General features: G+C 70.4%; 11 protein-coding genes and 3 tRNA genes. 9 read left to right on the top strand and 5 right to left on the bottom strand.

What is annotated here, in order from left to right:
* Window positions 1–157: 157 nt before the first annotated feature.
* Complete coding sequence (locus ACYF6T_RS20905) at window positions 158–1,633, top strand: N,N-dimethylformamidase beta subunit family domain-containing protein (protein ID WP_461698308.1); 1,476 nt, start codon at window positions 158–160, stop codon at window positions 1,631–1,633.
* Between the two features lie 161 nt (window positions 1,634–1,794).
* Window positions 1,795–2,694, top strand: coding sequence for a phosphoribosylaminoimidazolesuccinocarboxamide synthase (locus ACYF6T_RS20900; protein WP_461698307.1), 900 nt, complete (start codon window positions 1,795–1,797; stop codon window positions 2,692–2,694).
* A 49-nt stretch (window positions 2,695–2,743) separates the two neighbouring features.
* Here ACYF6T_RS20900 and ACYF6T_RS20895 read toward each other — a convergent pair.
* The 4 genes from ACYF6T_RS20895 to ACYF6T_RS20880 all read right to left on the bottom strand — a co-directional run bounded on the left by ACYF6T_RS20895 (window position 2,744) and on the right by ACYF6T_RS20880 (window position 3,605).
* Window positions 2,744–2,816, bottom strand: a tRNA-Gly gene (locus tag ACYF6T_RS20895).
* 122 nt (window positions 2,817–2,938) lie between these two features.
* Window positions 2,939–3,011 (bottom strand) — tRNA-Gly (locus ACYF6T_RS20890).
* A gap of 81 nt (window positions 3,012–3,092) precedes the next feature.
* A tRNA-Gly gene (locus tag ACYF6T_RS20885) sits at window positions 3,093–3,164 on the bottom strand.
* A gap of 123 nt (window positions 3,165–3,287) precedes the next feature.
* The gene (locus ACYF6T_RS20880) at window positions 3,288–3,605 is read right to left on the bottom strand and encodes a histone-like nucleoid-structuring protein Lsr2 (RefSeq protein WP_461698306.1); all 318 of its coding nucleotides are present in this window, start codon (window positions 3,603–3,605) and stop codon (window positions 3,288–3,290) included.
* A 347-nt stretch (window positions 3,606–3,952) separates the two neighbouring features.
* Between ACYF6T_RS20880 and purS the strand changes: the two genes are divergently transcribed.
* From purS to purM, 7 genes are all read left to right on the top strand, one after another.
* Window positions 3,953–4,216, top strand: a complete 264-nt coding sequence (gene purS / locus ACYF6T_RS20875; RefSeq protein WP_266770661.1) for a phosphoribosylformylglycinamidine synthase subunit PurS — start codon at window positions 3,953–3,955, stop codon at window positions 4,214–4,216.
* Window positions 4,213–4,893, top strand: coding sequence for a phosphoribosylformylglycinamidine synthase subunit PurQ (gene purQ, locus ACYF6T_RS20870; protein ID WP_200699670.1), 681 nt, complete (start codon window positions 4,213–4,215; stop codon window positions 4,891–4,893). Before purS ends, purQ begins: the two co-directional genes overlap by 4 nt.
* Window positions 4,890–7,148: a phosphoribosylformylglycinamidine synthase subunit PurL gene (gene purL, locus ACYF6T_RS20865; RefSeq protein WP_461698305.1), complete on the top strand. Its 2,259-nt coding sequence runs from the start codon at window positions 4,890–4,892 to the stop codon at window positions 7,146–7,148. Before purQ ends, purL begins: the two co-directional genes overlap by 4 nt.
* A 182-nt stretch (window positions 7,149–7,330) precedes the next feature.
* Window positions 7,331–8,572 carry a hypothetical protein gene (locus tag ACYF6T_RS20860; RefSeq protein WP_461698304.1) on the top strand — a complete coding sequence of 414 codons (1,242 nt, stop codon included), beginning with the start codon at window positions 7,331–7,333 and terminating at the stop codon, window positions 8,570–8,572.
* A 10-nt stretch (window positions 8,573–8,582) separates the two neighbouring features.
* The gene (locus ACYF6T_RS20855) at window positions 8,583–9,380 is read left to right on the top strand and encodes a maleylpyruvate isomerase family mycothiol-dependent enzyme (protein WP_461698303.1); all 798 of its coding nucleotides are present in this window, start codon (window positions 8,583–8,585) and stop codon (window positions 9,378–9,380) included.
* Window positions 9,381–9,599: 219 nt separating this feature from the next.
* Window positions 9,600–11,129, top strand: coding sequence for an amidophosphoribosyltransferase (gene purF, locus ACYF6T_RS20850; protein ID WP_461698302.1), 1,530 nt, complete (start codon window positions 9,600–9,602; stop codon window positions 11,127–11,129).
* A 34-nt stretch (window positions 11,130–11,163) separates the two neighbouring features.
* Entirely contained in the window at window positions 11,164–12,237 is a 1,074-nt protein-coding gene (purM, locus tag ACYF6T_RS20845) for a phosphoribosylformylglycinamidine cyclo-ligase (protein ID WP_461698301.1), read from the top strand.
* An 80-nt stretch (window positions 12,238–12,317) separates the two neighbouring features.
* On the opposite strand, the gene ACYF6T_RS20840 is transcribed toward purM, so the two are convergent.
* Window positions 12,318–12,572, bottom strand: a complete 255-nt coding sequence (locus ACYF6T_RS20840) for a DUF3073 domain-containing protein (RefSeq protein ID WP_461698300.1) — start codon at window positions 12,570–12,572, stop codon at window positions 12,318–12,320.
* Window positions 12,573–12,692: the final 120 nt, after the last annotated feature.

The raw sequence follows: 12,692 nt of genomic DNA, 5'->3' as shown, positions 1-12,692 counted from the left end.
CCACCGCCTCGGAACCTGCCATTCCACTTTCGGCCAATTCGCAACGAATAGTGACAGCATGCATGCGCAATGTGATGTGCTGGGACCGAACGCGCACATGGCAAGGGCTTGCGACATACGACAGTGGTCAACGGGGGCACGAGGGAGGGGAGCGACCATGGGCTCGGAGCACATCCGCCGCTGGGAGTCCGGAGCGCTGGCACACGCCGTCACCGACCCCTTCGGACAGGGCCCCCTGCCCTGGCTGCGCGGCAGCGAGACGTACTTCGACGACACCGGCCAGATCGTCCCCTGGTACGTGGACGCCCCCCACATCCCGGCCCCCCGCGCCCGCTCCGCCGCCGGAGGCCCCCGCTCGGCCGACGACGTCCACCGGCAGATCAAGGGCTTCGTCTCCACCGGCGCGGTCGCCCCCGGCGAGGCCCTCGACTTCCACATCACGGTCGACCCGCCCCAGGAGTTCGGCGTCGACATCTACCGCATCGGCCACTACGGCGGCGACGGCGCCGCCAAGATCACCACCAGTCCCCGCCTCTCCGGCATCGTCCAGCCCCCGCCCCTCACCGCCGACCGCACGGTCTCCTGCCACCACTGGTGGCTGTCCTGGCGGCTGCAGATCCCCAGCTACTGGAGCATCGGCGCGTACGTGGCCGTCCTGACCACCGCCGACGGCTACCGCTCCCACATCCCCTTCACGGTCCGCGACAACCACCCGGCGGACCTGCTGCTGCTCCTGCCCGACGTGACCTGGCAGGCGTACAACCTCTACCCGGAGGACGGCCGCACGGGCGCCAGCCTCTACCACGCCTGGGACGAGCAGGGCCGTCTCCTCGGCGAGGCCGACGCGGCGACCACCGTCTCCTTCGACCGCCCGTACGCCGGTTCCGGCCTCCCTCTCCACGTCGGCCACGCCTACGACTTCATCCGCTGGGCCGAGCGCTACGGCTACGACCTCGCCTACGCCGACGCCCGCGACCTGCACGCCGGACGCGTCGACCCCACCCGCTACCGCGGTCTGGTCTTCCCCGGCCACGACGAGTACTGGTCGGCCGGCATGCGCCGCGTCGTGGAGCTCGCCCGCGGACACGGCACGTCCCTCGTCTTCCTGTCCGCCAACACCATGTACTGGCAGGTGGAGTTGGGCCCTTCCCCATCCGGCGTCCCCGACCGCCTGCTGACCTGCCGCAAGCGCAAGGGCCCCGGCAAACCGGTGCTGTGGCGCGAGATAGACCGCCCCGAGCAGGAGGTGGTCGGCATCCAGTACGCGGGCCGGGTGCCCGAGCCGCACCCCCTGATCGTCCGCAACGCCGACCACTGGCTGTGGGAGGCGACCGGCGCGCGGGAGGGCGACGGCATCGAGGGCCTGGTCGCCGGCGAGGCCGACCGCTACTTCCCGCGTACCCCGCTGCCCGAGCACGAGGACCGCATCCTGCTCGCGCACTCCCCGTACACCGACTGTGACGGCGTCCTGCGCCACCAGGAGACGTCCCTGTACCGGGCCCCGTCCGGCGCCCTGGTCTTCGCGTCCGGGACCTTCGCCTGGTCACCGGCCCTGGACCGCCCGGGCCACGTCGACCCGCGTATCCAGCGCGCCACCGCCAATCTCCTGGACCGCATCTGCAAACGTGACTGAACTCACGTAAGCCCACGTCACCGCATCTTTCGCAGCGACCCCGCCCCGAGGGCGACTCCCGGCATACGGGAGAATTGAGCCACTTGGGCCCGCCCGTCGCCCACCACCACCCTCTTCGGGCCCTTCGGGCGCCCCTTCTGCTTCGACCACGGGGAGGAACCGTGTCCGGATTCGTAGAAAAGCCCGAGCCGATCCAGGTCCCGGGCTTGGTGCACCTCCACACCGGCAAGGTGCGTGAGCTGTACCAGAACGAGGCGGGCGACCTCGTGATGGTCGCCAGCGACCGCATCTCCGCTTTCGACTGGGTGCTGCCGACCGAGATCCCCGACAAGGGCCGCGTCCTCACCCAGCTGTCCCTGTGGTGGTTCGATCAGATCGCCGACCTGATCCCCAGCCACGTGCTGAGCACCGACGTGCCCGCGGGCGCCCCCGCCGACTGGGCGGGCCGCGTCATGGTCTGCAAGTCGCTCCAGATGGTGCCGGTGGAGTGCGTGGCCCGCGGCTACCTCACCGGCTCGGGCCTCGCCGAGTACAACGACTCCCGCACGGTCTGCGGCCTCGCCCTCCCCGAGGGCCTGGTCGACGGCAGCGAGCTGCCCGCCCCGATCTTCACCCCGGCGACCAAGGCCGCGGTCGGCGAGCACGACGAGAACGTCTCCTACGAGGAGGTCGCCCGCCAGGTCGGCGCCGATGTCGCCGCCCGGCTGCGCCAGGCGACCCTCGCGGTGTACTCGCGCGGCCGGGACGTCGCCCGGGACCGCGGGATCATCCTCGCGGACACCAAGTTCGAGTTCGGCTTCGAGGGCGAGCGGCTGGTCATCGCCGACGAGGTGCTCACCCCGGACTCCTCCCGCTTCTGGCCGGCCGACCGCTGGCAGCCGGGGCACGCGCAGCCGTCGTACGACAAGCAGTTCGTGCGCGACTGGCTGACCTCGCCGGAGTCCGGCTGGGACCGCAGGAGCGAGCAGCCGCCGCCCGCGCTGCCGCAGGAGGTCGTGGACGCGACCCGGGCGAAGTACGTGGAGGCGTACGAGCGGCTGACGGGCACGGCCTGGTCGTAGGCAGACAAGAACGAAGCCCCCCGGCACCAGCCGGGGGGCTTCTTCACGGAGCGGACGACGAGGCTCGAACTCGCGACCTCAACCTTGGCAAGGTTGCGCTCTACCAACTGAGCTACGTCCGCAGTGCGCCGTGGCGCGGAAGCAACTATATCCCACCCGGCGCGGCGCTCCGGACGCCCGCGCGCGTGACGGTCACAACACGACGAAGGCCCCGGTCGTGATGACCAGGGCCTTCGATGCGATGAGCGGACGACGAGGTTCGAACTCGCGACCTCAACCTTGGCAAGGTTGCGCTCTACCAACTGAGCTACGTCCGCAGTGCCTCCGACCGGCTCCCACCGATCGGTGCGAGCACCAGCCTACCCGATCCACGGCAGTGGTCCGGACCGGCGGTGCAGAGCGGGTGACAGGAATTGCACACTGCGCCTTCCCCCTGGAAGGGGGATGTTCTGCTACTGAACTACACCCGCATGTACTCCGTGAGCTGGCCTTCCGGCCTGGCCCCTCGGCGTGCTCCAGACTCTAGCCGACCCGGAGGGGTGCAGCGCAAGTCGGGTTCGCCGAGGGGCGGCTGACCGGTCGTCGGCCGGCGGCTACTGCGCCGCGCTGAAGGCCTCGTAGACCTTCTTGGGGATCCGCCCGCGCGCGGGCACGTCCATCTTGTTCGCCTGCGCCCAGGCCCGGACGGCCGCCGGGTCGGGGGCCACCTCGGTCTGCCGGTACGCCTTGCCGGACCTGGACCGCTTGCGGCCGGCCTCCACGTAGGGCGCGAGCGCCTTGCGCAGTTTCCTGGCATTGGCTTGGTTCAGGTCGATCTCGTACGACTTGCCGTCGAGTCCGAAGGCGATCGTTTCCGCCGCTTCCGAGCCGTCGATGTCGTCAAAGAGAGTGACCACGACTTTCTGCGCCACGAATATCGGTCCCTTCGTACGGCACGTCGATACAGCTCAACGGCGATGACGTGCCGAGTATCGGCTATTGCCAATTCATTTGTACAGTGCCCGGCAATGCAATGTGAAGCCCGACTAAATCTGTCCGCGTGTCCGAGCGCAATACCTGTTGTGGGCGGAACGGGGATCTTTCCCGTAACTTTTCGTGGAGGACCCCTGCCGGACGGACATCGTGACCCCGCTCACGTAGCTTCCTACAACTCTACCCGCGTAGAAATTCGGGGCAGGTAGTCTGAAACCACAGTGCAGAACCACAGTGCAGAGCCCCCTGCGGGAAGCTGCTCAGCACCACACCACCAGGAGTGCCAGTGGCGCGCGTCGTAGTCGACGTCATGCTCAAGCCGGAGATCCTCGACCCCCAGGGCCAGGCGGTCCAGCGTGCGCTGCCGCGCCTGGGTTTCGACGGCATCTCGGACGTACGTCAGGGAAAGCGATTCGAACTGGAAGTTGACGGGCCGGTCGACGAGGCCGCCCTCGCCCGTATCCACGATCTTGCGGAATCTTTCCTCGCGAACACCGTGATCGAGGACTTCACCGTTCGCGTGGACGAAGTGGCGGAGGCCGCGAAGTGACCGCTCGTATTGGCGTCGTCACTTTCCCGGGCAGCCTCGACGACCGGGACACCCAGCGCGCGATCCGCCTCGCGGGTGCCGAACCGGTCGCCCTCTGGCACAAGGACAAGGACCTGCACCAGGTCGACGCGGTCGTCCTCCCGGGTGGTTTCTCCTACGGCGACTATCTGCGGGCCGGTGCCATCTCCCGCTTCTCGCCGGTGATGGAGACGGTCATCGAGCAGGCGAAGGCCGGCCTCCCGGTCCTCGGCATCTGCAACGGCTTCCAGATCCTCACCGAGGCCCACCTCCTTCCGGGCGGCATGCTGGGCAACGACCACCTGCACTTCATCTGCCGCGACCAGAAGCTGCGGGTGGAGAACGCGGAGACGGCCTGGACCGTGGACTACGAGGCCGGCCAGGAGATCCACATCCCGCTGAAGAACATGGACGGCCGCTACGTGGCCGACCGGTACACGCTGGACAAGCTGGAGGCCGAGGGCCGCGTCGCCTTCCGGTACCTGGACTTCAACCCGAACGGCTCGCTCAACGACATCGCCGGCATCACCAACGAGGCCGGCAACGTCGTGGGCCTCATGCCGCACCCCGAGCACGCCACCGAGCCGCTGATCGGCACGGGCCGCACCGACGGCCTGCCGTTCTTCACCTCGATCCTCAAGAAGCTGGTCAACGCATGAGCAGGACGCCTCTGGACACGGTCGAGCACGCGGCCGCGACCCCCGACGTCGAGCTGCCCTGGGCCGAACTCGGCCTGAAGAAGGACGAGTACGAGCGGATCGTCGAGATCCTCGGCCGCCGACCCACCGGCGCCGAGCTCGCCATGTACTCCGTCATGTGGTCCGAGCACTGCTCGTACAAGTCGTCGAAGGTGCACCTGCGCCAGTTCGGCGAGAAGGCCCCGCAGTCCGACGCGCTGCTCGTCGGCATCGGCGAGAACGCCGGCGTCGTCGACGTCGGCCAGGGCTACGCGGTCACCTTCAAGGTCGAGTCGCACAACCACCCGTCGTACGTCGAGCCCTACCAGGGCGCGGCCACCGGTGTCGGCGGCATCGTCCGCGACATCATCGCCATGGGCGCCCGCCCGGTCGCCGTGGTCGACCCGCTGCGGTTCGGCGCGGCCGACCACCCCGACACCAAGCGCGTCCTGCCGGGCGTGGTCGCCGGCATCGGCGGCTACGGCAACTGCCTGGGCCTGCCCAACATCGGCGGCGAGGTCGTCTTCGACGCCTGCTACCAGGGCAACCCGCTGGTCAACGCCGGTGCCATCGGCGTGATGCGGCACGAGGACATCCACCTCGCGAAGGCGTCCGGCGCGGGCAACAAGGTCATCCTCTACGGCGCCCGGACCGGCGGCGACGGCATCGGCGGCGCCTCGATCCTCGCCTCCGAGACCTTCGACGACGCCAAGCCGTCGAAGCGCCCGGCCGTGCAGGTCGGCGACCCCTTCCAGGAGAAGCTCCTCATCGAGTGCACCCTGGAGGCGTTCAAGGAGAAGCTGGTCGTCGGCATCCAGGACCTGGGCGCGGCCGGTCTGTCCTGCGCCACCTCCGAGCTCGCCTCCAACGGCTCCGGCGGCATGCGCGTCACCCTGGACGACGTACCCCTGCGCGACTCCACGCTCTCGCCCGAGGAGATCCTCATGAGCGAGTCGCAGGAGCGCATGTGCGCGGTGGTGGAGCCGGAGAAGGTCGAGCGGTTCCTGGAGATCTGCGACAAGTGGGACGTCATCGCCACCGTCATCGGTGAGGTGACCGACGGCGACCGCCTGGAGATCTACTGGCACGGCGGCAAGATCGTCGACGTCGACCCGCGCACCGTCGCCCACGACGGCCCGGTCTACGAGCGCCCGTACGCCCGCCCGTCCTGGCAGGACGAGCTCCAGGCGGACGACGCGAACAAGCTGCCGCGCCCGCAGACGAGCGAGGAGCTGAAGGACCAGGTCCTGAAGCTGGTGGCCTCGCCCAACCAGGCGTCCAAGAAGTGGATCACCTCGCAGTACGACCACTTCGTGCAGGGCAACACGGTGCTGGCCCAGCCGGAGGACTCCGGCATGATCCGCATCGACGAGGAGAGCGGCCTCGGCGTCGCCATCGCGACGGACGGCAACGGCCGGTACGCCAAGCTCGACCCGTACACCGGCGCGCAGCTGGCGCTCGCGGAGGCGTACCGCAACGTCGCCACCACCGGCGCCAGGCCGCTCGCCGTCTCCGACTGCCTGAACTTCGGCTCGCCCGAGGACCCGGCCGTCATGTGGCAGTTCGCCGAGGCCATCCGAGGTCTCGCGGACGGCTGCCTGCAGCTCGGCACCCCGGTGACCGGCGGCAACGTCTCGCTCTACAACCAGACGGGCGAGGCCGCCATCCACCCGACCCCGGTCGTGGCCGTCCTCGGCGTCATCGACGACGTGGCCCGGCGCACCCCGGTCGCCTTCCAGGAGGAGGGCCAGCTGCTGTACCTCCTCGGCGACACGCGTGAGGAGTTCGGCGGTTCGGCCTGGTCGCAGGTCGTCCACGACCACCTCGGCGGACTGCCCCCGAAGGTCGACCTGGAGCGCGAGCGCCTGCTCGGCGAGATCCTGATCGCCGCCAGCCGCGACGGCATGATCGACTCCGCGCACGACCTGTCCGACGGCGGTCTGATCCAGGCGGTCGTGGAGTCGGCGCTGCTGGGCGGCAAGGGCGCGCGGCTGGTCGTACCGGACGGGCTGGACGCCTTCACGTTCTGCTTCTCCGAGTCGGCGGGCCGCGCGGTCGTCGCCGTGCCGCGCTCCGAGGAGGTCCGCTTCAACGACATGTGCGGTGCGCGAGGTCTGCCCGTGACCCGCATCGGTGTCGTCGACGGGGACACCGTCGAGCTCCAGGGCGAGTTCGAGCTGTCCCTCGCGGAGCTGCGCGAGGCGCACGAGGGAACGATCCCGGCGCTGCTCAAGTAGGCGGTCGTACGACGCCGAAGGCCCCGCCCGTGCGGTACGGGCGGGGCCTTCGGCACGCCGCGACGGGTTGCTCGACCCGTCCCGCGGCGAGGGACGGCGACGCGGACCTGGGCAGCCGCAGGGCCATGAGCGCGGCCAGCGTCATCAGTGCCGCACCGCATCAGAACACGGGGGACGGAAGGGTGCGCGTACCGGAGCGGCTGCGGAAGTCGGTGAACGTGCTGCTGTGCCTGGTCGCGGTGGCGGGCAGCGTCTGGAGCGGCAGGGAGATCTGGCAGGTCCTGCGCGGGCGGTACGAGATCGACCAGGCCTGCGCGGGGCTCGTCCCGCCCGGCCGGGTCCTCGCGCTCTCCCCGGCGGGCGGCACCATCTCGCACCGGCTGGCCGACGAGGGCACCATCGAACTCGCCGCCGGGCTGCCGCAGGACTGCGAGATATTCAGCACCGAGGCGGGCGAGAAGTCCGGTTCGCGCAGCGGCGAGCGCTGGTTCTTCACCGGCGCGGTCGGCGCCGTGGGACAGGGCGAGGCACTGCACCCGGAGGACCCGTTCGACGACCTCCTCGATCCGAACGGCCCGTACGGCGACCACACCTACGCCCCCCAGCCCCTCGGCGGCGGCATCGCGGGCATCGTCACGGACACCGGCGTCACCGTCGAACTCCCCTGCGCCAAGGGCGAGTCCGACGGCCGACCGGTCGGGGCGCTGTGGGCGAAGGCCACGTTCACCGAGGCCGAGACGCCCTTCAGCGACCACGGCCAGCTCACCGCGCACGACCGCGGCATCCTCGCCGACACGGCCGTGCAGACCGCCAACAACCTCGCCGCCCGCCTCGGCTGCACCGAGCGCCTGCCGGACGCCCCCGAGCACATACCCGCCCTGACCGAGGGCCCGACCCCGGTCCCGGCCGCCGAGGGCACCTGTGCCTGGTACCGCAGGACGGGGCTCGCCAGGAGCTCGCTCTACGCCGACCAGGTCCTGGAGAGCCGTACGGACGCCAGGGTCTGGGACGAGCGCTGCGCCCTGGTCCTCAGCAAGGGCCGCGCGGCCGGCCTGTACCACGCCCACGCCGCCGAGACGCACGGCGCCGGCAGCCCCGACCGCCCCGGCGAGTACTTCGCGAGCTTCCACACCTACTCCGGCGAGGACGCGAAGAACGTCGAGCTGCCCAGCCTGGGCGGCGACTCCCCGGTCGACGCCGAGCCGGGCCGGGCGGGCCGCAGCACCGACAACCCGATCTGGTGGGCCTCCTCCGTCTGCGGCGGAAAGCCCCAGGTCCACACCCTGACCCTGTCCTACGGCTACGACCGGATCGCCACGCCCGCCTACCAGAGGCTCTTCCGCGCCTACGTCGACGACGTCACCCGCCGCCGGGGCTGCACGGACGTCAGATATCCGGCTGCCTCGACCTTCCGCGCCGGTTAGGCTCGCCGCCATGCCCCCGGCCAGGAAGCGCGCCCGCAGCTACGACCCCGCGAAGACCCGGGCCGCCGTGACGGCCCAGTTCGGGCACGTCCGGGAGGGCGTCCGCGCCCTCACGCCCGAGCAGTTCGCGCTGCCCACGCGGCTCGGGGAGTGGACCGTGCGCGAACTGGTCGCGCACATCGGCATGTGCGTCGACGTCGTGGCCCGGCTCGTCGGCCGGCCGGAGCCGCCGCGAGCGGAGATCACCGTGCTGGACTGGGCGTTCGGCACGGCGGCCAACGCCGGCGCGCTGTCCGAGGCGGCCTACGGGATCGCCGGGCGCACCGCGGACGCGGACGCCTCCCTGGCGGTCGTCGCCGAGGACCTGGCCGGCACCCTCGCCGGGACCCCCGACAGCCGCGTCCTGGACTTCCGCACCGGACCCATCACCCTCGGCGACCTCCTCGTCACCCGTACGGTGGAACTGGTCGTCCACACCGACGACCTGAACGCCGCCGTGCCCGGCCTCGGCATCCCCTACGACCGCCAGGCGCTCGCCGCCTGCACCCGTCTGCTCGCCGACGCCCTGGCCGCGAAGGCCCCCGGCGGCTCGACCGAGGTGCGGATCCCGCCGTACGCCGTCGTGCAGTGCGTCGAGGGCCCCCGGCACACCCGCGGCACCCCGCCGAACGTCGTCGAGACCGACCCGCTGACCTGGATGCGGCTCGCCACCGGGCGGCTGGCCTGGAAGGACGCGATCGAGGAGGCGAAGGTCGGCGCGAGCGGCGAGCGGGCCGATCTGAGCGCCTTCCTGCCGGTGATGAGCTGAGCCACGGCACCCGAATGATGTGCGACGCCTCACTCATCAAGACCGAACGAACCCCGCCGGGCGGCTTGACGCGCGCGCCCGGCCGCCGGGTCGATCACGACGGCACCGCGCTGACCAGCGAAAACACCGCAGCGGCAGGGGATCGCGCCAGCCAGTGATCCACTACTGACGAGTAACCCCAATTCGGACCAGTGGTCGATCTCGCCTACACTCGGTGCCGTGCCACGTGGTGACGGACGACTCAACCACGACCTGCTCCCCGGTGAGAAGGGCCCCCAGGACGCCTGCGGCGTCTTCGGTGTCTGGGCTCCGGGCGAAGAGGTCGCCAAGCTCACGTACTTCGGGCTCTACGCCCTCCAGCATCGGGGCCAGGAATCCGCGGGTATCGCGGTCAGCAACGGCTCCCAGATCCTCGTCTTCAAGGACATGGGCCTGGTCTCCCAGGTCTTCGACGAGACCTCGCTCGGTTCGCTCCAGGGTCACATCGCGGTCGGACACGCCCGCTACTCGACCACCGGCGCCTCCGTGTGGGAGAACGCCCAGCCGACGTTCCGCGCCACGGGGCACGGCTCCATCGCGCTCGGCCACAACGGCAACCTGGTCAACACGGCGCAGCTCGCCGAGATGGTCGCCGACCTGCCGAAGGACACCAGCGGCCGCTCGACCCGCGTCGCGGCCACCAACGACACCGACCTGCTCACCGCGCTGCTCGCGGCCCAGGTCGACGAGGACGGCAAGCCGCTGACCATCGAGGAGGCCGCCCACCAGGTCCTCCCGCAGGTCAAGGGCGCCTTCAGCCTCGTCTTCATGGACGAGCACACCCTCTACGCCGCCCGCGACCCGCAGGGCATCCGCCCGCTGGTCCTCGGCCGGCTGGAGCGCGGCTGGGTCGTCGCCTCCGAGTCCGCCGCCCTCGACATCTGCGGCGCCAGCTTCGTCCGCGAGATCGAGCCGGGCGAGTTCGTCGCCATCGACGAGAACGGACTGCGCACCTCCCGATTCGCGGAAGCGAAGCCCAAGGGCTGTGTCTTCGAGTACGTGTACCTGGCCCGCCCGGACACCGACATCGCCGGCCGGAACGTGTACCTCTCCCGCGTGGAGATGGGCCGCCGCCTCGCCAAGGAGGCCCCGGTCGAGGCCGACCTGGTGATAGCGACCCCGGAGTCCGGCACCCCGGCCGCCATCGGCTACGCGGAGGCATCCGGCATCCCCTTCGGCGCCGGACTGGTCAAGAACGCGTACGTGGGCCGTACGTTCATCCAGCCCTCGCAGACCATCCGGCAGCTCGGCATCCGCCTGAAGCTGAACCCGCTGAAGGAAGTCATCAAGGGCAAGCGCCTGGTCGTCGTCGACGACTCGATCGTGCGCGGCAACACCCAGCGGGCGCTGGTGCGCATGCTGCGCGAGGCGGGCGCCGCCGAGGTCCACATCCGGATCTCCTCGCCGCCCGTGAAGTGGCCCTGCTTCTTCGGCATCGACTTCGCCACGCGCGCGGAGCTCATCGCCAACGGCATGACCATCGACGAGATCGGCACCAGCCTCGGCGCCGACTCGCTGGCGTACATCTCCATCGACGGCATGATCGAGGCGACCACCATCGCCAAGCCGAACCTGTGCCGCGCCTGCTTCGACGGCGAGTACCCGATGGAGCTCCCGGACCCCGAGCTGCTCGGCAAGCAGCTCCTGGAGACCGAACTGGCCGCCGGTCCGGCAGCCACGGCCGCGGCCGACGCGATCCGTCGCCCGTAAGCCTCGTAGCAACCAACCCGAAAGATCCCAGGCAATGTCTGAGACTCCATCCTCCGGTGCTTCCTACGCGGCTGCCGGCGTCGACATCGAAGCGGGCGACCGCGCGGTAGAGCTGATGAAGGAGTGGGTGAAGAAGACGCAGCGCCCCGAGGTCCTCGGCGGCCTCGGCGGGTTCGCCGGCCTCTTCGACGCCTCCGCCCTCAAGCACTACGAGCGCCCCCTGCTCGCCTCCGCCACCGACGGCGTCGGCACCAAGGTCGACATCGCGCGCCGGCTGGGCGTGTACGACACCATCGGCCACGACCTGGTCGCCATGGTCATGGACGACATCGTGGTGTGCGGCGCGGAGCCGCTGTTCATGACCGACTACATCTGCGTCGGCAAGGTCCACCCCGAGCGGGTGGCCGCCATCGTCAAGGGCATCGCGGAGGGCTGCGTGCTGGCCGGCTGCGCCCTGGTGGGCGGCGAGACGGCCGAGCACCCGGGTCTGCTGGGTCCGGACGACTTCGACGTCGCCGGCGCCGGTACGGGCGTCGTGGAGGCCGACCGGCTGCTGGGCGCGGATCGCATCCGTACGGGTGACACGGTGATCGCCATGGCGGCCTCCGGTCTTCACTCGAACGGGTACTCGCTGGTCCGGCACGTCCTCCTCGACCAGGCGAACCTGTCCCTGGAGGCGCGTGTCGAGGAGCTCGGCCGCACCCTCGGCGAGGAGCTGCTGGAGCCGACGAAGATCTACTCGCTGGACTGCCTGGCCCTGACCCGCACCACGGACGTGCACGCCTTCAGCCACATCACCGGCGGCGGACTCGCCGCCAACCTGGCCCGGGTGATCCCGGAGGGCCTGCACGCGGTCGTCGACCGCTCCACCTGGACCCCGGCCCCGGTCTTCGACCTCGTCGGCAGGACCGGCCGGGTCGAGCGGCTGGAGCTGGAGAAGACCCTCAACATGGGCGTCGGCATGATCGCGATCGTGCCGCAGGAGTCCACGGACGTGGCTCTGGCGACGCTCGCGGACCGGGGCGTCGAGGCATGGGTGGCGGGCGAGATCACCGAGCGGGGTGAGCACACCACCGGTGCCGCTCTGGTGGGCGACTACGCCGGCTGATCCCGGCCGACCTCGTGCAGGCAGCACAGAACCCGGTCGGTGACCGAGGTCAACCGACCGGGTGGGTGCTCAGTACAAGGTCAAGCGCCGCGACGGTGTTGGGAGGACTGGTCGTCCTCGTCCTCCTCGTCGCCGTCCTCGTAGAGGTCGGCGTACCGTGAGTACAGGTCGTCGTCGTCCTGCCCATCGTCCTCGAAACGGTCGCCGTTCGGCGACTGGTTCGACGTCGATGCGCCCAGCTCCTCGGCCAGGCGTGAGAGGTCCGTCCCACCGCTGTTGTACTTCAGCTGGCGGGCGACCTTCGTCTGCTTGGCCTTGGCCCGGCCGCGCCCCATGGCTCGACCCCCTCAACGACGGGGCTCGACGGCCCCAGAGTCTGACACGCGTTCATGATCCGGAACGGACTCTCCGTGGAGAGGCCGGTCCGTAGGGCTTCCACGGTACCTGAGCCCGCG

The sequence above is a fragment of the Streptomyces sp. 7R007 genome, from assembly GCF_054850255.1.
Note: the sequence above shows the minus strand (reverse complement) of the source record. Positions and strands in the feature narration are given on the sequence as shown.

Bases quoted from the DNA above. Each gene is read 5' to 3' on its own strand.
- purL (WP_461698305.1), top strand. From the start codon at position 4,890: ATGAGCAGGACGCCTCTGGACACGGTCGAGCACGCGGCCGCGACCCCC.
- ACYF6T_RS20905 (WP_461698308.1), top strand. From the start codon at position 158: ATGGGCTCGGAGCACATCCGCCGCTGGGAGTCCGGAGCGCTGGCACAC.
- purM (WP_461698301.1), top strand. From the start codon at position 11,164: ATGTCTGAGACTCCATCCTCCGGTGCTTCCTACGCGGCTGCCGGCGTC.
- ACYF6T_RS20855 (WP_461698303.1), top strand. From the start codon at position 8,583: ATGCCCCCGGCCAGGAAGCGCGCCCGCAGCTACGACCCCGCGAAGACC.
- ACYF6T_RS20840 (WP_461698300.1), bottom strand. From the start codon at position 12,572: ATGGGGCGCGGCCGGGCCAAGGCCAAGCAGACGAAGGTCGCCCGCCAG.